This window comes from Pseudomonas sp. KT_2_4, from assembly GCF_041410225.1.
Taxonomy (GTDB): Bacteria; Pseudomonadota; Gammaproteobacteria; order Pseudomonadales; family Pseudomonadaceae; genus Aquipseudomonas; species Aquipseudomonas paracarnis.
Genome location: NZ_CP166962.1, coordinates 1,374,356 through 1,393,376, shown reverse-complemented (window position 1 = coordinate 1,393,376; position 19,021 = coordinate 1,374,356). Strand labels below are relative to the sequence as shown.

The following is a 19,021-nucleotide window of genomic DNA, read 5'->3' as shown; positions in this document are numbered from 1 at the left end:
TAAGGGCAAACTGCGAACGGTCTTCGGGCGTCGTGGGCCTTTGTACGATCCATCAGTGTGTAGCCGGGTTACCTGGTTAGCTTCCGTCCCTCGGGACAACTTCGTTCCAGTCGCAACCAACGTCAAACACACCTTGTGGGCGGTACAGACACGAATCGGCTCAGGTGGGTAGCTTAGAGCGGCGATCCGAAGGCCCTTGCCAGGGCCCCTGATTAGCGGGAGCGAGGCCATCATGCCCATGCTTTTTTGGCTCGTCAAATGTTTTGTAGTGCTTTTTTTATGGCACTACATCTTTAGTCTAATGCGACTTGCCAGTCAGTTTTCGGTGCTTCAGTTCAGGGTGTCGACCTTGACCCGTAAAGTCAGGTCATCGCGGCCCTGAGTAGAGTAGCTGCGGGTTGTAGAGGATTTGTCCGCCTGGGTTTCACGATTGATGCCGGCCAGGGGAATCCATTCGCCCAGGCGGCCGCTGACAGTTGTGTCGGTGCTTTGCACGTTCACTACATCGGGACGTTCCTGGCTCATGCGGTCACGGTTGGTACTGATGGCCAGGTGTACGGTCTCGCCGGTGACGCTGGCGGTCACGTAAAAGCCCTGGGTGACGTTGCGATACTGGGTCTGGTTTTGCAGACGGCCGTAGCTGTCCTGTTGCGTGGTGGTCAGCGGTACGCTCTGGCCGACCTGGATCAGCGCAGGCACGCCTTCGCTGGCCTGGATCTGCTGCACGCCACCGTCGCGGCTGGCAGTGCCGTAGCTGATGATGCGGGTCTGGCTGTCACCACTGTTCTGTTGGTTGTTCTCGTTGGTATCGACGGTGATCAGCAGACGTTTGGCCGGTGTATCCAATTGGCCGAGCAGTGCGCGCAAGCCCTCGATCCTGGCGGGCTCAGCGTTAACGATAAGCTGGTTGCCGTAGGCGCTGACGGTGCCGTCCTTGCCAATGAAGTTCTGCGCCACGGGCAGCAGGTCGGCGCTGGTGCGGTTGTTCAGGTTGACGACTTCAGTGGCGGCCATGGCGCAAGCGCTGACGGTCATCACGAGGGCGGTGAGCAGGGTGCGTAGGGACATGTCCGTTATCTCTGCGAGTCATTTGCTTGATAGTGCCAGTTTGTCGGCCTGGCAGGGCGCAAGTTGAATCGTAGACGGCAAAATGCCCTGGCAGGCAGGGCATTTGTGGTGTTGCTGAAATCGCTATCGCAGGCAAGCCAGCTCCCACACTTGACCGAGTACAACCTTTGGAATGCGGTCAGTGTGGGAGCTGGCTTGCCTGCGATGCAGGCGACGCGGACTCGGGTCAGTCCCCGCGCACCATATCCACATGCGGAATCCCGACCTCAAGAAACTCATCGCTGACGATCTTGAAGCCCAGCCGCTCATAGAACGGCGCCGCATACACCTGCGCACTCAGGAATTGCCGGGTCTGGCCGCGTTTCACCGCCTCGCCGATCACCGCTTCCATCAGCTTGTCGCCGACTTTCAGCCCACGCCAGTCCTTGAGCACTGATACCCGACCGATCTCGCCGCTGGGCAGCAATCGAGCGGTGCCAATCGGGAAATCACCTTCGTATGCAAGAAAATGCATGGCGCCGGCATCGTCCGCGTCCCACTCCAATTCAGGCGGGACCGATTGTTCAGCGATGAATACCGCTTCACGAATGCGCCGAATCTCGTCGATATCCTTTCGCCAGTCCGCGACACTTACGTGAATTCTATTCATCCGCGAACCCCAGGCTGCCTTGCTTGACCAGTTCGCACAGCAGGTCGCGACCGTCTTCGTCGGCCAGCCACTCGCCCAGGTTTTCGCTGTGCAGTGCATCGGCCGAGCACACCAGCTTCAACAGTTCACGCAGTTTGCCCGGCAGGTAACGGCTCTGGCCGCTGGCGAACAGCAGTACGTCGTCGTCCACTTCGGACCAGGCCAGGCGTGCGCTCGGGTTGCGTACCAGGATCGCGCCGTCTTGCAGGCTGTTGATGAAGTCTTCTTCGCCCAACTCTTCGCCGGCCACCAGTTCCGGGTAGCGTGGCTCGGTCATGAACTGGCCGAACCAGGTCAGCAGCATGCGCTCATCGCTCATGTGCTCGGCGAGCAAGCCCTTGAGGCGGTCCAGTGCGTCGCCCTGGATCTGGTGCGGGTCGCTGACCGGCTGGGCGTCTGCGTCGGTGTAGCGCTCTTCGTCGGTCAGGTACTGGCTGAGGAAGTCGGTGAAGTGGGTCAGCACTTCAGCGGCGCTCGGTGCACGGAAACCCACGGAATAGGTCATGCAGTCGTCTTCAGCAATACCGAAATGGGCCAGGCGCGGCGGCAGGTAGAGCATGTCGCCCGGTTCCAGCACCCATTCGGCGCTTTCTTCGAATTCTGCGAGGATGCGCAGGTCGGCGTGTTGCAGCAACGGGCTTTCGGAATTGCACATCTGGCCGATCTTCCAGTTGCGCTTGCCCTGGGCTTGCAGCAGGAACACATCGTAGTTATCGAAATGCGGACCGACGCTGCCACCCGGCGCGGCGAAGCTGATCATCACATCATCGATACGCCAGCTCGGCAGGAAGCGGAAGTGCTCCAGCAGCTCAGCCACTTCCGGCACGAACTGGTCGACCGCCTGCACCAGCAGGGTCCACTCGCGCTCGGGCAGGGTGCTGAAAGCGTCTTCGGCGAACGGGCCGCGACGCAGTTCCCACGGGCGCTCGCCGTGTTCGATCACCAGGCGCGACTCGACTTCTTCTTCCAGGGCCAGGCCTGCCAGTTCGTCGGCGTCGATCGGGCTTTCGAAGTCAGGGATGGCCTGGCGGATCAGCAGCGGTTTTTTCTGCCAGTAGTCGCGCAGGAATTCCCGTGCCGTGATGCCGCCCAGAAGTTGAAGAGGGATATCAGGATTCATGTGTAACCTATTGAAAAAAAGCACTTTTAAGACAGGAATAAAAACGCCCGGCGCGGCCGGGCGTCTCAAAGAAGCTTGCTTGGATCAGATGCGCTTGGCTTGCTCTACAGCGTTGCCGATGTAGTTGGCCGGGGTGAGCAGCTTCAGCTCGGCCTTGGCCGCGGCTGGCATGTCCAGGCCGTCGATGAAAGTTTGCAGTGCTTCGGGGCTGATGCCCTTGCCGCGCGTCAATTCTTTCAGCTTCTCGTAGGGGTTTTCGATGTTGTAGCGGCGCATTACGGTCTGGATCGGCTCGGCCAATACTTCCCAGCACGCGTCCAGGTCAGCGGCAATTTTCTGCTCGTTGAGCTCCAGCTTGCTGATGCCTTTGAGGCTGGCTTCGTATGCGATCACGCTGTGGGCAAAGCCGACACCGAGGTTGCGCAGTACGGTGGAGTCGGTCAGGTCGCGCTGCCAGCGGGAGATCGGCAACTTGCTGGCCAGGTGCTGGAACAGGGCGTTGGCGATACCCAGGTTGCCTTCGGAGTTTTCGAAGTCGATCGGGTTGACCTTGTGCGGCATGGTCGACGAACCGATTTCGCCTGCAATAGTGCGCTGCTTGAAGTAGCCCAGGGAGATGTAGCCCCAGATATCGCGATCGAAATCGATCAGGATGGTGTTGAAGCGTGCAATCGCGTCGAACAGCTCGGCGATGTAGTCGTGGGGCTCGATCTGCGTGGTGTAGGGGTTGAAGCCCAGGCCCAATTCGTCTTCGATGAAGGCGCGGGCGTTGGCTTCCCAGTCGATCTCAGGGTAGGCCGACAGGTGGGCGTTGTAGTTGCCTACGGCGCCGTTGATCTTGCCCAGCAATGGCACGGCGGCGACTTGGGCGATCTGGCGCTCCAGGCGGTACACCACGTTGGCCAATTCTTTGCCCAGGGTGGTCGGCGAGGCCGGCTGGCCGTGGGTGCGCGACAGCATCGGCACGGCAGCGAAACGGATCGCCAGCTCGCGGATGGCTTCGGCGGTCTGGCGCATCAGCGGCAGCATCACGTCATCACGGCCTTCGCGCAGCATCAGGGCGTGGGACAGGTTGTTGATGTCCTCGCTGGTGCAGGCAAAGTGGATGAACTCGCTGACCTGGGCCAGTTCCGGCAGTTGGGCCGCTTGCTCTTTGAGCAGGTATTCGATGGCTTTGACGTCGTGGTTGGTGGTGCGCTCGATCTCTTTGACACGCTCGGCGTGCTCCAGGGAGAAGTTTTCCGCCAGGGTGTTCAATACAGCGTTGGCTTCGGCGGAAAACGCCGGCACTTCGCTGATGGCGGGGTGAGCGGCCAGGCGCTGGAGCCAGCGCACTTCAACCAGGACACGGGCACGGATCAGGCCGTACTCGCTGAAAATAGGGCGCAGGGCCTGGGTTTTGCCGGCGTAGCGGCCGTCAACAGGGGAAACCGCAGTGAGCGAAGAGAGCTGCATGGGGTGTTCTCGGACAGTCGGGCAACGAAATGGGGCGCGTATCATACATGAAAAAATCCGCCGGTCCGTCGCCAACTGACCGGCGTATTACGCGTAATGGCTTGAAAACAGCCTGCTGGTGCGACTTATTCGTTGCGCATCAACGGGTAAAGCTCTTTGAGCAATTTGCGTCGGCTGATCACCAACTGCCAGCGATGACCGCCCAGTTGGCGCCACAAGCGTGCCGAACGAATACCGGCCAGGAGCAGGGCGCGGATTTTCGACGCGTTGTTGGGTTGCTGCAGGTTGCGCATGTCGCCGTGCACCTGGATGCGCTGGCGCAGGGTGCTCAAGGTGTCCTGGTACAGCGCACCTACGGCTGCGATCACGTTTTCGTGGGCCGGGCCGAAGTGTTCTACCTGGGACTGGATCTGCGGCAGGCGCTTGCCGATGGTGTCCAGCAGGTCGTCACGCTTGGCTAGTTGGCGCTCAAGGCCGAGCATCGACAGGGCATAGCGCAACGGTTCGCGCTGCAGAGTGCTGGGGTCGCGCTCCAGGGCGCCGATCAGGGCGCGATAGCCTTCACGCAGGGCCAGGTCGTCACCGCCGTAAACCTCAAGGGTGTCCTTGGGATCGCGGATCAGCAGGCTGCCGAGCATGCAGGTCAGGCCGGCCTCAGTGACCTGGCCGGTCTTGGCGATCTTGTCCACCAGTACCGCAGCGAGAAAGACACCGCCAAGGGCCGTCAATTGCTCCTTGGTCGGGCTCATGCCGGGTTGCTCCAGGCTTGCGCGACTTCAATCACGCCGCCGCCCAGGCAGATTTCGCCGTCATAGAACACCACGGACTGGCCAGGGGTGACCGCGCGCTGCGGGTCATCGAAGGTGGCACGGTAGCCGGTGGCGGTCTTTTCCAGGGTGCAGGGCTGGTCGCTCTGGCGATAACGCACTTTGGCGGTCAGGCGGCGCGGGGTGCTCAAGTCGATAGGGTTGACCCAATAGATCTCGGAAGCGAGCAGGGCGCCGGAGAACAGCAGCGGGTGCTCGTTGCCTTGGCCGACCACCAGCACGTTGTTTTCCAGGTCTTTGACCAGCACGTACCACGGCTCTTCACCGGCGTCCTTCAAACCGCCAATACCCAGGCCCTGGCGCTGGCCGATGGTGTGGTACATCAGGCCGTGGTGGCGGCCGATCACTTCACCCTCGGTGGTCTTGATCTCGCCCGGTTGCGCCGGCAGGTATTGCTTGAGGAAATCACTGAAGCGCCGCTCGCCGATAAAGCAGATACCGGTGGAATCTTTCTTCTTGGCGGTGGCCAGGCCGTGTTTCTCGGCAATTTTGCGCACTTCGGGCTTTTCCAGCTCGCCGACCGGAAACAGGGTCTTGGCGATCTGCTCACCACCGACGGCGTGCAGGAAGTAGCTCTGGTCCTTGTTCGGGTCCAGGCCCTTGAGCAATTCGGTGCGGCCATCGATATCGCGACGGCGCACGTAGTGGCCGGTAGCTATCAGGTCGGCGCCGAGCATCATGGCGTAGTCGAGGAAGGCCTTGAACTTGATTTCGCGGTTACACAGGATGTCCGGGTTCGGCGTGCGGCCGGCCTTGTATTCGGCCAGGAAGTGCTCGAACACGTTGTCCCAGTACTCGGCGGCGAAGTTGGCGGTGTGCAGCTTGATGCCGATCTTGTCGCATACGGCCTGGGCGTCGGCGAGGTCGTCCATGGCGGTGCAGTATTCGGTTCCATCGTCTTCTTCCCAGTTCTTCATGAACAGGCCTTCCACCTCATAACCCTGCTCCATGAGCAGAACGGCGGAAACGGAAGAGTCCACGCCGCCGGACATGCCGACGATGACGCGCTTCTTTTGTGTGTCAGAAGGGGCTGAATCACGCATAGGGTTTCAACGGGTGTCTTGAAAAAGGACGCGATTCTAGCAGGCCTGGGCCCGCAAGGCTAAAGAGAAGGGCGGATCAATTCGAGACTGTGGCATTGGCCGGCCAGATAATCATCGATGCAGCGGATAATCAGCTCGCTGCGCCAGTCGTCGCGCACGGCCATCAGTTCGTCACGGGTCAGCCAGCGGGCGCGCAGGATGCCTTCGTCGAGTTGATAGTCCGGGCGGTGTCTCAGGGCCTTGGCGATAAAGCAGACCCGTTGATAGGTGACGCCATTGCTGGGTGCGGTGTACAGGTAGATGCCGACGATGCCGGTAGCTTCCACGTCCCAGCCGGTTTCTTCCAGCGTTTCGCGCACGGCAGCTTCGGTCAGGGTTTCGTTCGGGTCCAGATGGCCGGCGGGCTGGTTGAGCACGGCGCGGCCGCCCTTGAGTTCTTCGACCATCAGGAAGCGGCCGTTGTCTTCGACGATGGTGGCGACGGTGATGTGGGGGAGCCAGGTCATTGCGAACCTCGGTATCTGGAAGGTGGCATGCTCAATGTGGGAGCTGGCTTGCCTGCGATGGCGGTGGGTCAGCTACGCCTGTATGAACTGACAGACTGCAATCGCAGGCAAGCCAGCTCCCACATTGGATTGGGTTTCTTCAATGAAGTCCCTACAAGCAGAAACCCCGGCACTGGGCCGGGGCTTCTTCGCATCCTTACAACCTTACTTCAACTTGGCAATCGCCGCATTGAGGGTGTTGCTCGGGCGCATCGCTTTGCTGGTCAGCTCTGGGTTCGGCGCGTAGTAGCCGCCGATGTCCACTGGCTTGCCCTGTACGGCGTTGAGTTCGGCAACGATGGTTGCTTCGTTCTCGGCCAGGGTTTTGGCCAGTTCGCCAAATTGCGCTTGCAGTGCAGTGTCGTCGGTCTGGGCGGCCAGGGCTTGTGCCCAGTACAGCGCCAGGTAGAAGTGGCTGCCGCGGTTGTCGATGTTGCCGACCTTGCGCGATGGCGACTTGTTATTGTCCAGGAACTGGCCGGTGGCCTGGTCCAGGGTCTTGGACAGTACCAGCGCTTTCGGGTTGTTGTACGTCACACCCAAATGCTCGAGGGACGCGGCCAGGGCCAGGAACTCGCCCAGGGAATCCCAGCGCAGGAAGTTTTCTTCCAGCAGTTGCTGCACGTGCTTTGGAGCCGAACCGCCAGCACCGGTTTCGAACAGGCCACCGCCATTCATCAGCGGCACGATCGACAGCATCTTGGCGCTGGTGCCCAGTTCCATGATCGGGAACAGGTCGGTCAGGTAGTCGCGCAGTACGTTGCCGGTCACCGAGATGGTGTCCAGGCCCTTGCGGGTGCGCTCCAGGGTGAACTTCATCGCATCGACCGGGGCCATGATGCGGATGTCCAGGCCTTCGGTGTTGTGATCTTTCAGGTAGGTCTGAACTTTCTCGACCACCACGCCATCGTGCGCGCGCTTAGGGTCCAGCCAGAAAATGGCCGGGGTGTTGCTGGCGCGGGCACGGTTGACGGCGAGCTTGACCCAGTCCTGGATCGGCGCGTCTTTGGTCTGGCACATGCGGAAGATGTCGCCAGCTTCGACGTTCTGTTCCATCAGCAGGTTGCCCTGGCTGTCGGTGACGCGGACAACGCCGTCAGCCTTGATCTGGAAGGTCTTGTCGTGGGAGCCGTACTCTTCGGCTTTCTTCGCCATCAGGCCAACGTTTGGCACGCTGCCCATGGTGGTGGGGTCGAAGGCGCCATTGGCCTTGCAGTCTTCGATGACCGCCTGGTAGATGGTGGCGTAGCAGCGATCCGGGATCACAGCCTTGGTGTCGTGCAACTGGCCGTCGGTGCCCCACATCTTGCCGGAGTCACGGATCATCGCTGGCATCGAGGCGTCGACGATGACGTCGCTCGGCACGTGCAGGTTGGTGATGCCTTTGTCGGAGTTGACCATCGCCAGGGCAGGGCGAACGGCGTAGACCGCCTGGATATCGGCTTCGATCTGCGCCTGCTGGTCGGCCGGCAGGGCCTTGATGCGGGCGTACAGGTCGCCGATGCCGTTGTTCAGGTTGAAGCCGATCTGTTCCAGCACGGTCGCGTGCTTGGCCAGGGCGTCTTTATAGAACTCGGCAACGATCTGGCCGAACATGATCGGGTCGGAGACCTTCATCATGGTGGCTTTCAAGTGAACCGACAGCAGCACGCCTTGCTTCTTGGCGTCTTCGATTTCAGCGGCGATGAAGCTGCGCAGGGCTTTCTTGCTCAGCACGGCGGTGTCGATGATTTCGCCGGCCTGAACGCTGGTCTTTTCCTTCAGGACGGTGGTGGTGCCGTCCTTCGCAACCAGCGCAATTTTGACCGCGTCAGCGGTTTCGATCTGCACGGCTTTTTCGCTGCCGTAGAAGTCGCCGTTGTTCATGTGGGCAATGTGCGACTTGGAGTCGGCAGCCCAGGCGCCCATCTTGTGCGGGTGCTTGCGTGCGTAGTTCTTGACCGACAGCGGTGCGCGACGGTCGGAGTTGCCTTCGCGCAGTACCGGGTTCACGGCGCTGCCCTTGACCTTGTCGTAACGTGCACGGGTTTCTTTTTCCGCGTCGGTGGTTACGGTTTCAGGGTAGTCCGGCAGGGCGTAGCCCTGGGCCTGCAGTTCCTTGATCGCGGCTTGCAGCTGCGGGGTCGAGGCGCTGATGTTGGGAAGCTTGATGATGTTGGCTTCAGGCGTAACGGCCAGGTCGCCCAGTTCGGCGAGGTGGTCCGGGATGGCCTTGGTGCCCAGTTGCTCGGGGAAGCTTGCGAGGATGCGCCCGGCGAGGGAAATGTCGCGGGTTTCCACGGCAATATCAGCGGAAGCGGTGAAGGCCTCTACGATAGGCAGCAGTGAATAGGTGGCGAGGGCTGGGGCTTCGTCGGTGAAGGTGTAGATGATCTTCGAGCGGGTGGGCATATTCGGATTAACTCTCTTCTTTGCTGAAAGCGTGCGCAGAAACTCGAGATGCGCCGGGTAGAGCGCGTTCGTTCAAAGTCATCCATGAGCGAAATGTCGAGGTTTCTTCGCGGTGATGTTGGTTTGCATCAGTCGAGCGTCAAGCGGGTGGGCTATGGTAATAGTCCGGCTTTCTGGCGAAAGGCTACGTTCTAGAGCGGTCCGCCGTCGTGACTCTTTGGTCAGCGGCGGCATTATACATAGGTCGCTATGCTTACGCTGAGCCTTCATACAAAAGGGGGCTCGTCCATTGGTCTAAAGGTCGCAGGTGCGTGGGGTAGTGGGATGTGCTCAAGATTGGCGCTTTTCCCTTTGCTTTCAGGCTTGTAGGCCACCAAATATGCTGTTTTCGATGCAAATGAGCATGGCGTGAGGTTTCAGTCGCCATTTATCTGGAGTAGGCTCGAACGCAGCCAGATGTTCAATCCATAGATGGAGTTCAGCATGGGATACAAGAAGATTCAGGTTCCGGCAGTCGGCGACAAAATCACCGTCAATGCAGACCATTCTCTCAATGTTCCTGACCAACCGATCATCCCCTACATCGAAGGTGACGGTATTGGCGTCGACATCAGCCCGGTGATGATCAAGGTGGTCGACGCCGCTGTTGAAAAGGCTTACGGCGGCAAGCGCAAAATCTCCTGGATGGAGGTGTACGCTGGCGAAAAAGCCACTCAAGTCTACGACCAGGACACCTGGCTGCCCCAGGAAACCCTGGACGCGGTCAAGGATTACGTGGTGTCCATCAAGGGCCCGCTGACAACGCCGGTGGGTGGCGGTATCCGCTCGCTGAACGTAGCGCTTCGCCAGCAACTTGACCTGTACGTGTGCCTGCGCCCGGTGCGCTGGTTCGAAGGCGTGCCCAGCCCGGTGAAAAAGCCTGGCGACGTGGACATGACTATTTTCCGTGAGAACTCCGAGGATATTTACGCGGGCATCGAGTGGAAGGCCGGTTCGCCGGAAGCGATCAAAGTGATCAAGTTCCTCAAGGAAGAAATGGGTGTTACCAAGATCCGTTTCGACCAGGATTGCGGAATTGGCGTCAAGCCGGTCTCCAAAGAGGGTACCAAGCGCCTGGCGCGCAAGGCCTTGCAGTATGTGGTGGATAACGACCGCGACTCGCTGACCATCGTGCACAAAGGCAACATCATGAAATTCACCGAAGGGGCCTTCAAGGAATGGGCCTACGAAGTGGCGGCTGAAGAGTTCGGTGCGACCTTGCTCGATGGCGGGCCGTGGATGCAGTTCAAGAACCCCAAGACCGGCAAGAATGTAGTGGTCAAAGATGCTATTGCCGACGCCATGCTCCAGCAGATCCTGCTGCGTCCGGCTGAATATGACGTGATCGCGACCCTCAACCTCAATGGTGATTACCTGTCCGACGCCCTGGCGGCGGAAGTGGGCGGCATTGGTATTGCGCCGGGGGCCAACCTGTCGGACACCGTGGCAATGTTTGAAGCCACCCACGGTACTGCGCCTAAATATGCGGGCAAGGATCAGGTCAACCCTGGTTCATTGATCCTGTCGGCGGAAATGATGCTGCGGCATATGGGCTGGGTCGAGGCGGCGGATCTGATCATCAAGGGCACCAACGGCGCGATTTCGGCCAAGACCGTGACCTATGACTTCGAGCGTCTGATGGATGGCGCTACGTTGGTGTCGTCGTCGGGGTTTGGTGATGCGTTGATCAAGCATATGTAAACAGGCAGAGAAAACCGGCCGCCCTGATGAGTCGGGGCGGCCGGTTTGCTTTGAGTGCTTGATTTCAGTGGCTGGTCAGGCCCGCTGCTTCTCTGATTTTTCTACCTTTGTTTCTTTCACGCCTGCAGTGGCAGGCGCATCAACAATATTTACGGCATGCATGCCTTTTGGCCCTTGAATGATTTCAAAGTTGACACGCTGACCCGCTTTCAGCGTTTTGTAACCTTCCATCTGGATCGCTGAGAAATGCGCAAAAAGGTCCTCGGTCTTGCCGTCTTCAATGACGAAGCCGTAACCCTTGACATTGTTGAACCACTTGACCTTACCACTAGCCATTCCCTTATCCCTCTGCACCAGACTCCATCACTGGAGTATCATCCTGTCTATCCGTCCTAACCCGAATAAATAAGGTTGACTGCGCGGACCTTTTTTACCCACTGTGGGCTCTATTCGTTGTAACACCGTTTCGCCGATAGTCAAGGTGACCAAAGGGTCAGAGTTGAAATTCTGACAGGCCGCCCCCACCACTGTAATTGAACCACTGACGAACCTTTCTTTCCCATGCATGCAAACAGCCAGATTCGACTAACATTCAATCAGGATCGCCCGGATCAGGAACATGACGACGACGGTTCTGCAGGCATTGCTGTTCAGGAGGCCAAGCCTGCTTTACAGGCGCCGCCGATGTACAAGGTGGTTTTGTTTAATGATGACTACACACCGATGGATTTCGTCGTCGAAGTGCTCGAGGTGTTTTTCAACCTGAACCGCGAGTTGGCGACCAAGGTAATGCTGGCCGTTCACACAGAAGGACGGGCAGTATGTGGAGTGTTTACCCGCGACATCGCCGAGACAAAGGCCATGCAGGTCAACCAGTACGCCAGGGAAAGCCAGCATCCGCTACTCTGTGAAATCGAGAAGGACGGTTAACGCCGACCACTTGGGTATGAGGTGAAGCTATGTTAAACCGCGAGCTCGAAGTCACCCTCAATCTTGCCTTCAAAGAGGCTCGTTCGAAGCGTCATGAATTCATGACCGTCGAACACCTTTTGCTGGCACTTTTGGATAACGAAGCTGCCGCCACCGTTCTACGTGCGTGCGGCGCCAACCTCGACAAGCTCAAGCATGACCTGCAGGAGTTTATCGACTCCACCACGCCACTGATCCCCGTGCATGACGAGGACCGCGAAACCCAGCCAACCCTGGGGTTCCAGCGGGTATTGCAGCGTGCTGTGTTCCACGTACAGAGCTCCGGTAAGCGTGAAGTCACGGGCGCGAATGTGCTGGTGGCAATTTTCAGCGAACAGGAAAGCCAGGCCGTGTTCCTGCTCAAGCAGCAGAGCGTTGCCCGTATTGATGTAGTCAATTACATCGCCCACGGTATCTCCAAGGTGCCTGGGCACGGCGATCATTCCGAGGGCGAGCAGGATATGCAGGACGAGGAGGGCGGTGAATCTTCTTCTTCCAGCAACCCGCTGGATGCCTATGCCAGCAACCTCAATGAAATGGCGCGCCAAGGGCGGATCGATCCGCTGGTGGGGCGTGAGCACGAGGTAGAGCGTGTAGCGCAGATACTTGCGCGTCGTCGCAAGAACAACCCGTTGCTGGTGGGTGAGGCGGGCGTGGGTAAAACCGCAATTGCCGAAGGCCTGGCCAAGCGCATTGTCGATAACCAGGTGCCAGACCTGCTGGCCAGCAGTGTCGTCTATTCCCTTGACCTGGGCGCGTTGCTCGCCGGGACCAAGTACCGTGGCGATTTCGAGAAACGCTTCAAGGCGTTGCTCGGCGAGCTGAAAAAACGCCCGCAGGCCATCCTGTTTATCGACGAGATCCATACCATCATTGGCGCCGGTGCGGCTTCCGGTGGGGTGATGGACGCTTCCAACCTGCTCAAGCCGCTGCTGTCCTCCGGTGATATCCGCTGCATTGGTTCGACCACGTTCCAGGAATTTCGCGGCATCTTCGAAAAAGACCGTGCCCTGGCGCGTCGCTTCCAGAAAGTCGACGTGTCCGAGCCGTCGGTTGAAGATACCATCGGCATCCTGCGTGGGCTCAAGGGGCGTTTTGAAGCGCACCATGGCATCGAGTACACCGATGAGGCCTTGCGTGCGGCGGCTGAGCTGGCGTCGCGCTACATCAATGACCGGCATATGCCTGACAAGGCCATCGATGTGATCGACGAAGCGGGTGCCTACCAGCGCCTGCAGCCGGTCGAGAAGCGCGTGAAGCGCATCGACGTGCCTCAGGTCGAGGACATCGTGGCCAAGATCGCGCGGATTCCGCCAAAACACGTCACCAGTTCCGACAAGGAGCTGCTGCGTAACCTGGAGCGCGACCTCAAGCTCACTGTGTTTGGCCAGGATGCGGCCATCGACTCGCTGTCCACGGCGATCAAGTTGTCCCGTGCGGGCCTCAAGTCGCCGGACAAGCCAGTCGGTTCGTTCCTGTTCGCAGGCCCGACCGGTGTCGGCAAGACCGAGGCGGCTCGCCAGTTGGCCAAGGCCATGGGCATCGAGCTGGTCCGTTTCGACATGTCCGAGTACATGGAGCGCCACACTGTGTCGCGCTTGATCGGTGCGCCTCCGGGCTATGTCGGCTTCGACCAGGGCGGCCTGTTGACCGAGGCGATCACCAAGCAGCCACATTGCGTATTGCTGCTCGATGAAATCGAAAAGGCTCACCCGGAAGTCTTCAACCTGTTGTTGCAGGTCATGGACCACGGGACCCTGACCGATAATAACGGGCGCAAGGCGGACTTCCGCAATGTGATCGTGATCATGACCACCAACGCCGGTGCCGAAACCGCGGCGCGGGCTTCGATCGGCTTTACGCATCAGGATCACTCCTCCGATGCCATGGAAGTGATCAAGAAGAGCTTCACGCCGGAGTTCCGCAACCGCCTGGACACCATTATCCAGTTTGGTCGCCTCAGCCATGAGGTCATCAAAAGCGTGGTGGACAAGTTCCTCACCGAGCTTCAAGCGCAGTTGGAAGACAAGCGCGTGCAGCTGGATGTGACGGAAGCGGCCCGCAGTTGGATCGCAGAGGGCGGCTACGATGCGGCAATGGGCGCACGCCCGATGGCGCGTCTGATCCAGGACAAGATCAAGCGGCCACTGGCCGAAGAGATCCTGTTCGGCGAACTCTCCGACCATGGTGGCGTGGTGCACATCGACCTGAAGGACGGCGAGCTGACCTTCGAGTTCGAGACCACGGCGGAAATGGCCTGATCGTTAGCTGCAACATTGCAAAAGGCGCCGAAAGGCGCCTTTTTGCTGCCTGAAATACGATTTACGAGACTGTGACCATCAACTGTGGGAGCTGGGTTGCCTGCGATGGCGGTCCTTCGGTCGCACATCGTTAACTGGCCCACCGCTATCGCAGGCAAGCCAGCTCCCACAGGGTCGAGTGGCGACTGTTAAATCCTGCGCACACAAAAACGCCCGGCATAACCGGGCGTTTTGTATTGACTTGCTTAGCGAGCGCGGTAAGTGATGCGCCCTTTGCTCAAGTCATAGGGCGTCAGCTCGACGCGCACTTTGTCACCGGTAAGAATACGAATGTAGTTCTTGCGCATCTTGCCGGAGATATGCGCGGTTACGACGTGCCCATTTTCCAACTCCACACGAAACATGGTGTTGGGCAGGGTGTCGACGACAGTGCCTTCCATTTCGAAGCTGTCTTCTTTCGACATGCAGTAAAGCCCTCGGTATCCAGTGAATGGCCCGGTGCAACTGCGCCAGGCAAAAGCGGCGTGCATTGTGCCCGAAAAAGGGTGTTCAAGCCAAGGGGTTCTAGTTAAGCGTGACCCATCTTTGATTAATCAGCAGCTCAATGGGCCGATATTGGGTCTTGTAGTTCATCTTTTTGCAGTTCTTGATCCAGTATCCGAGGTACACCGCTTCCAGTTCCAGGCGCAGCGCTTCGCCTATCTGCCACAGGATGGCGAAGCGCCCGAGGCTGCGGCGTTCTTCGGTCGGTTCATAGAAGGTGTACACCGCCGAGAGGCCGTTGGGCAGTAGGTCGGTGACCGCCACGGCCAACAGGCGGCCGTCGAGGCGGAATTCGTAGAACCGCGAAAAGGGCAGGTCACGCACCAGGAATGTGGAAAACTGGTCGCGGCTGGGCGGATACATATCGCCGTCGGCATGACGCTGCTCGATATAGCGTTGGTAGAGATCGAAATATTCTTCGCTGTATTGGGGTTTGGTGGCGTGTACGGTCAGGTCGGCGTTGCGCTTGAGAATGCGTTTCTGGTTACGGTCGGGCGAAAACTGCACAACCGGGATGCGTGCGGGCACGCAGGCATTACAGTTCTGGCAATGGGGGCGATACAGGTGATCGCCGCTGCGCCGGAAGCCCATCTCGGACAGGTCGGCATACACATGCACGTCCATGGGCTGGCTGGGATCGAGGAACAGCGTGGTGGCCTGCTCGTCGGGCAGATAGCTGCATGAGTGGGCTTGAGTGGCATAGAACTTCAAGCGCGCCAGCTCGGTCATGATCAACCCTCGGGATAAGCTTTGAAATAAGTGTAAGCCACGTGCGCGAAAGTCGCCTAGGAAACCCACGGCCCGGCGTTGGGTTGGTCCAGATGTTTGTCCAGGAAGTCAGCGAAGACGCTGCGCGGTATGCCGCGGGCACCCAGGCTGTGCAGGTGATCATTGGGCATCTGGCAATCGATCAGCACAAATCCCCAGGCTTGCAGTTGCCGGGTCAATGTGGCGAAACCGAATTTGGAGGCGTTGTCGGCGCGGCTGAACATGGACTCGCCAAAAAACAACTGGCCCATCGCCAGACCGTACAGGCCGCCCACCAGTTCGCCCTGGTCCCAGACCTCGACGGAATGCGCGTAGCCACGCTGGTGCAGCTCCAGATAGGCCTGCTGGATGCTTTCGGTGATCCAAGTGCCATCGGCATAGGCACGGGGCGCGGCGCAGGCGTGTATGACGGCGGCGAAATCCTGGTCGAAGGTCACGGTATAGCGCTGCTGGCGCAATAATTTGCCCAGGCTGCGGGAAACATGCAGCTCGTCGGGGAATATCACTGTGCGAGGGTCGGGTGACCACCAGAGGATAGGCTGGCCTTCGGAGAACCAGGGAAAACAGCCATGACGGTAGGCCTGGATCAGTCGTTCGGCCGACAGGTCGCCACCGGCGGCGAGCAGGCCGTTGGGTTCGCGCATGGCCTTGGCCAAAGGTGGGAACGTCAGGGTGTCGCGTTGTAACCAGGTCAGCATGGCATCCAGGCTTACGGAAGGGGAGGGGAGTGGCAGGTCATGCACCTGCACCGCAAGTGTTGATTATTGACGACCCGGCGCCACGGGGCCAGCCCGAATAGGCTATTAACGAGGATTAGCATGAGCGGGTGTTTCTGCAACTCTGCACACAGGGTGTGGTCGTAATCGGGTCTGGCGCATGCCGGCCATTTGCCAAGCTTGCCTGGATTGCTAAATACAGCTCATAAGCCTTTGTCAGCAAAGGCAATGCATGCTCAAATTGTCCGTGCAGTCAGGTGAAGGGCAAGTGCGTGGCATCGCGCACGCAAACCCGTACAATGCGGCCATTGTGGCGTTATCGCCATTTCACCTATCCGTCACCGGATGTTAAAAGTAGATTCAGCAACATTCGTTCATTTTTCAGCTGCTCCGGATAGAGCAGTCGTGTAGTCATTTAACAGATGGACGCGCTAAAGGCGCAGGAATAGACCCGTTTTGAAGAAATCCGCCGCAGCACCTAAAGCAGCAGTCGTACCGGCCTGGCGCCAGCACCTGCATTACCGACTCAAGGAAGGCGCACTGATTGCCATCGGTGCGCTGTGTCTGTTCCTGATGATGGCCTTGCTCACCTATGGCAAGGACGATCCGGGCTGGAGTCATAACAGCAAGATCGATGACGTGCAGAATTTCGGCGGCCCTGTAGGTTCTTACAGCGCCGATATCCTCTTCATGATCCTGGGTTACTTCGCCTACATTTTCCCGCTGTTGCTGGCGATCAAGACCTGGCAGATCTTCCGCCAGCGTCACGAACCGTGGCAGTGGAGCGGCTGGCTGTTCTCCTGGCGCCTGATCGGCCTGGTGTTCCTGGTGCTGTCGGGCGCTGCGCTGGCGCATATCCACTTCCATGCACCGACCGGCTTGCCGGCGGGCGCGGGCGGGGCTCTGGGCGAAAGCCTTGGCGACCTGGCACGCCGTACCCTGAATATCCAGGGCAGCACCCTGATGTTCATCGCGCTGTTCCTGTTCGGCCTGACGGTATTCACCGACCTGTCATGGTTCAAGGTGATGGACGTGACCGGCAAGATCACCCTCGACCTGTTCGAATTGTTCCAAGGCGCCGCCAACCGCTGGTGGGCCGCCCGTGTCGAGCGCAAGCAAATGGTGGCGCAGCTGCGTGAGGTTGACACCCGTGTCAACGAGGTGGTGGCTCCAAGCACGCCGGATCGACGCGAGCAAGCCAAGGTCAAGGAGCGCTTGATCGAGCGCGAGCAGGCCCTGAGCAAGCACATGTCGGACCGTGAAAAGCAGGTGCCGCCCGTGATCGCCCCGGCACCGCCCAAGGCGCCGGAGCCCAGCCATCGCGTGCAAAAAGAGAAGCAGGCACCGTTGTTTATCGACAGCGCTGTCGAAGGCACCTTGCCGCCGATCTCGATTCTGGACCCGGCCGAAAAGAAACAACTCAACTATTCCCCCGAATCCCTGGCGGCCGTCGGCCACCTGCTGGAAATCAAGCTCAAGGAATTCGGCGTCGAAGTGTCGGTGGACTCGATCCATCCGGGCCCGGTGATCACCCGTTACGAAATCCAACCGGCCGCCGGGGTAAAAGTCAGCCGTATTTCCAACCTGGCCAAAGATTTGGCACGTTCCCTGGCCGTCACCAGCGTGCGCGTGGTGGAAGTGATCCCGGGCAAGACCACCGTGGGTATCGAGATCCCCAACGAAGACCGGCAGATCGTGCGCTTCTCCGAAGTGCTGTCGACCCCGGAATACGACAACTTCAAATCGCCGGTCACCCTGGCGCTGGGCCATGACATCGGCGGTAAGCCGGTGATTACCGACCTGGCGAAAATGCCGCACCTGCTGGTAGCCGGTACCACCGGTTCCGGTAAGTCGGTGGGTGTGAACGCCATGATCCTGTCGATCCTGTTCAAGTCCGGGCCGGATGACGCCAAGCTGATCATGATCGACCCGAAGATGCTGGAACTGTCGATCTATGAAGGCATCCCGCACCTGCTGTGCCCGGTGGTTACCGACATGAAGGACGCCGCCAACGCCCTGCGTTGGAGCGTTGCCGAGATGGAGCGCCGCTACAAGCTGATGGCGAAGATGGGCGTGCGTAACCTGTCGGGCTTCAATGCCAAGGTCAAAGAAGCCCAGGACGCCGGCACACCGCTGACCGACCCGCTGTACAAGCGCGAAAGCATTCACGATGAAGCACCACTGCTGACCAAGTTGCCGACCATCGTGGTGGTGGTCGATGAATTTGCCGACATGATGATGATCGTCGGCAAGAAGGTTGAAGAGCTGATCGCCCGTATCGCCCAGAAGGCGCGGGCGGCGGGCATCCACTTGATTCTCGCGACCCAGCGGCCGTCGGTGGACGTGATCACCGGCCTGATCAAGGCCAACATTCCGACGCGCATGGCGTTCCAGGTCTCCAGCAAGATCGACTCGCGTACCATCATCGACCAGGGTGGCGCCGAGCAACTGCTGGGCCACGGTGACATGCTGTACATGCCGCCCGGGACCAGCCTGCCGATTCGCGTTCACGGCGCCTTTGTTTCCGATGACGAAGTCCACCGTGTGGTCGAAGCCTGGAAACTGCGCGGCGCGCCGGAATATAACGACGACATTCTCGCTGGCGTGGAAGAGGCCGGCAGCGGCTTCGACGGTGGCAGCAGCGGTGGCGACGATGATGCTGAAACCGACGCGCTCTACGACGAGGCCGTGGCCTTCGTACTGGAAAGCCGCCGTGCCTCGATTTCGGCGGTGCAGCGCAAGCTTAAAATCGGCTACAACCGCGCCGCCCGCATGATCGAAGCCATGGAAATGGCCGGCGTCGTGACCGCAATGAACACCAATGGCTCGCGTGAAGTCATCGCCCCTGGGCAGATGCGCGACTGATTCCGCGCCGCGTGGCAACACG

Annotated in this window: 16 protein-coding genes; 4 read left to right on the top strand and 12 right to left on the bottom strand. The window is 59.5% G+C overall.

Translation table 11 applies throughout. The features are described from left to right. Positions 1-330: 330 nt before the first annotated feature. The 8 genes from AB9N64_RS06155 to AB9N64_RS06120 form a co-directional block, all read right to left on the bottom strand. Complete coding sequence (locus tag AB9N64_RS06155; RefSeq protein ID WP_014718909.1) at positions 331-1,068, bottom strand: secretin N-terminal domain-containing protein; 738 nt, start codon at positions 1,066-1,068, stop codon at positions 331-333. A gap of 226 nt (positions 1,069-1,294) precedes the next feature. Then, positions 1,295-1,717 (bottom strand): GNAT family N-acetyltransferase, encoded by a 423-nt coding sequence (locus tag AB9N64_RS06150; RefSeq protein ID WP_014718908.1) that lies wholly within the window; start codon positions 1,715-1,717, stop codon positions 1,295-1,297. Beyond that, positions 1,710-2,876: a cupin domain-containing protein gene (locus AB9N64_RS06145; RefSeq protein ID WP_014718907.1), complete on the bottom strand. Its 1,167-nt coding sequence runs from the start codon at positions 2,874-2,876 to the stop codon at positions 1,710-1,712. Before AB9N64_RS06145 ends, AB9N64_RS06150 begins: the two co-directional genes overlap by 8 nt. Positions 2,877-2,960: 84 nt before the next feature. Then, positions 2,961-4,331 carry an adenylosuccinate lyase gene (purB, locus tag AB9N64_RS06140; protein WP_014718906.1) on the bottom strand — a complete coding sequence of 457 codons (1,371 nt, stop codon included), beginning with the start codon at positions 4,329-4,331 and terminating at the stop codon, positions 2,961-2,963. Positions 4,332-4,456: 125 nt separating this feature from the next. Next, positions 4,457-5,080 carry a high frequency lysogenization protein HflD gene (gene hflD, locus AB9N64_RS06135; RefSeq protein WP_371360054.1) on the bottom strand — a complete coding sequence of 208 codons (624 nt, stop codon included), beginning with the start codon at positions 5,078-5,080 and terminating at the stop codon, positions 4,457-4,459. Continuing rightward, positions 5,077-6,201 carry a tRNA 2-thiouridine(34) synthase MnmA gene (mnmA, locus tag AB9N64_RS06130; RefSeq protein WP_014718905.1) on the bottom strand — a complete coding sequence of 375 codons (1,125 nt, stop codon included), beginning with the start codon at positions 6,199-6,201 and terminating at the stop codon, positions 5,077-5,079. The genes hflD and mnmA overlap by 4 nt, the downstream gene beginning before the upstream one ends. Positions 6,202-6,260: 59 nt before the next feature. Further along, positions 6,261-6,707, bottom strand: coding sequence for an NUDIX hydrolase (locus tag AB9N64_RS06125; RefSeq protein WP_014718904.1), 447 nt, complete (start codon positions 6,705-6,707; stop codon positions 6,261-6,263). 204 nt (positions 6,708-6,911) lie between these two features. Next, positions 6,912-9,137 (bottom strand): NADP-dependent isocitrate dehydrogenase, encoded by a 2,226-nt coding sequence (locus AB9N64_RS06120; protein ID WP_130175066.1) that lies wholly within the window; start codon positions 9,135-9,137, stop codon positions 6,912-6,914. A gap of 483 nt (positions 9,138-9,620) precedes the next feature. On the opposite strand from AB9N64_RS06120, the gene icd reads away from it, so the two are divergent. After that, positions 9,621-10,877: an NADP-dependent isocitrate dehydrogenase gene (icd, locus tag AB9N64_RS06115; protein ID WP_005789095.1), complete on the top strand. Its 1,257-nt coding sequence runs from the start codon at positions 9,621-9,623 to the stop codon at positions 10,875-10,877. A 75-nt stretch (positions 10,878-10,952) separates the two neighbouring features. On the opposite strand, the gene cspD is transcribed toward icd, so the two are convergent. After that, positions 10,953-11,213: a cold shock domain-containing protein CspD gene (cspD, locus tag AB9N64_RS06110; RefSeq protein ID WP_014718902.1), complete on the bottom strand. Its 261-nt coding sequence runs from the start codon at positions 11,211-11,213 to the stop codon at positions 10,953-10,955. A 225-nt stretch (positions 11,214-11,438) separates the two neighbouring features. Between cspD and clpS the strand changes: the two genes are divergently transcribed. Then, complete coding sequence (gene clpS / locus AB9N64_RS06105; RefSeq protein WP_005789091.1) at positions 11,439-11,807, top strand: ATP-dependent Clp protease adapter ClpS; 369 nt, start codon at positions 11,439-11,441, stop codon at positions 11,805-11,807. 29 nt (positions 11,808-11,836) lie between these two features. After that, positions 11,837-14,107, top strand: a complete 2,271-nt coding sequence (clpA, locus tag AB9N64_RS06100) for an ATP-dependent Clp protease ATP-binding subunit ClpA (RefSeq protein WP_003192090.1) — start codon at positions 11,837-11,839, stop codon at positions 14,105-14,107. 245 nt (positions 14,108-14,352) lie between these two features. Here clpA and infA read toward each other — a convergent pair whose 3' ends face one another. From infA to aat, 3 genes are all read right to left on the bottom strand, one after another. Continuing rightward, a complete protein-coding gene (gene infA / locus AB9N64_RS06095) occupies positions 14,353-14,571 on the bottom strand; it encodes a translation initiation factor IF-1 (RefSeq protein WP_002553999.1) in 219 nt (72 codons plus the stop codon). A gap of 100 nt (positions 14,572-14,671) precedes the next feature. Beyond that, entirely contained in the window at positions 14,672-15,379 is a 708-nt protein-coding gene (locus tag AB9N64_RS06090) for an arginyltransferase (protein WP_371360053.1), read from the bottom strand. Positions 15,380-15,435: 56 nt separating this feature from the next. Further along, complete coding sequence (gene aat, locus AB9N64_RS06085; protein ID WP_014718900.1) at positions 15,436-16,116, bottom strand: leucyl/phenylalanyl-tRNA--protein transferase; 681 nt, start codon at positions 16,114-16,116, stop codon at positions 15,436-15,438. Between the two features lie 474 nt (positions 16,117-16,590). Between aat and ftsK the strand changes: the two genes are divergently transcribed. Continuing rightward, positions 16,591-18,999 (top strand): DNA translocase FtsK, encoded by a 2,409-nt coding sequence (gene ftsK / locus AB9N64_RS06080; RefSeq protein WP_003192084.1) that lies wholly within the window; start codon positions 16,591-16,593, stop codon positions 18,997-18,999. Positions 19,000-19,021 lie beyond the last annotated feature (22 nt).

Bases quoted from the DNA above. Each gene is read 5' to 3' on its own strand.
- AB9N64_RS06155 (WP_014718909.1), bottom strand. From the start codon at position 1,068: ATGTCCCTACGCACCCTGCTCACCGCCCTCGTGATGACCGTCAGCGCT.
- AB9N64_RS06150 (WP_014718908.1), bottom strand. From the start codon at position 1,717: ATGAATAGAATTCACGTAAGTGTCGCGGACTGGCGAAAGGATATCGAC.
- AB9N64_RS06145 (WP_014718907.1), bottom strand. From the start codon at position 2,876: ATGAATCCTGATATCCCTCTTCAACTTCTGGGCGGCATCACGGCACGG.
- purB (WP_014718906.1), bottom strand. From the start codon at position 4,331: ATGCAGCTCTCTTCGCTCACTGCGGTTTCCCCTGTTGACGGCCGCTAC.
- hflD (WP_371360054.1), bottom strand. From the start codon at position 5,080: ATGAGCCCGACCAAGGAGCAATTGACGGCCCTTGGCGGTGTCTTTCTC.
- mnmA (WP_014718905.1), bottom strand. From the start codon at position 6,201: ATGCGTGATTCAGCCCCTTCTGACACACAAAAGAAGCGCGTCATCGTC.
- AB9N64_RS06125 (WP_014718904.1), bottom strand. From the start codon at position 6,707: ATGACCTGGCTCCCCCACATCACCGTCGCCACCATCGTCGAAGACAAC.
- AB9N64_RS06120 (WP_130175066.1), bottom strand. From the start codon at position 9,137: ATGCCCACCCGCTCGAAGATCATCTACACCTTCACCGACGAAGCCCCA.
- icd (WP_005789095.1), top strand. From the start codon at position 9,621: ATGGGATACAAGAAGATTCAGGTTCCGGCAGTCGGCGACAAAATCACC.
- cspD (WP_014718902.1), bottom strand. From the start codon at position 11,213: ATGGCTAGTGGTAAGGTCAAGTGGTTCAACAATGTCAAGGGTTACGGC.
- clpS (WP_005789091.1), top strand. From the start codon at position 11,439: ATGCATGCAAACAGCCAGATTCGACTAACATTCAATCAGGATCGCCCG.
- clpA (WP_003192090.1), top strand. From the start codon at position 11,837: ATGTTAAACCGCGAGCTCGAAGTCACCCTCAATCTTGCCTTCAAAGAG.
- infA (WP_002553999.1), bottom strand. From the start codon at position 14,571: ATGTCGAAAGAAGACAGCTTCGAAATGGAAGGCACTGTCGTCGACACC.
- AB9N64_RS06090 (WP_371360053.1), bottom strand. From the start codon at position 15,379: ATGACCGAGCTGGCGCGCTTGAAGTTCTATGCCACTCAAGCCCACTCA.
- aat (WP_014718900.1), bottom strand. From the start codon at position 16,116: ATGCTGACCTGGTTACAACGCGACACCCTGACGTTCCCACCTTTGGCC.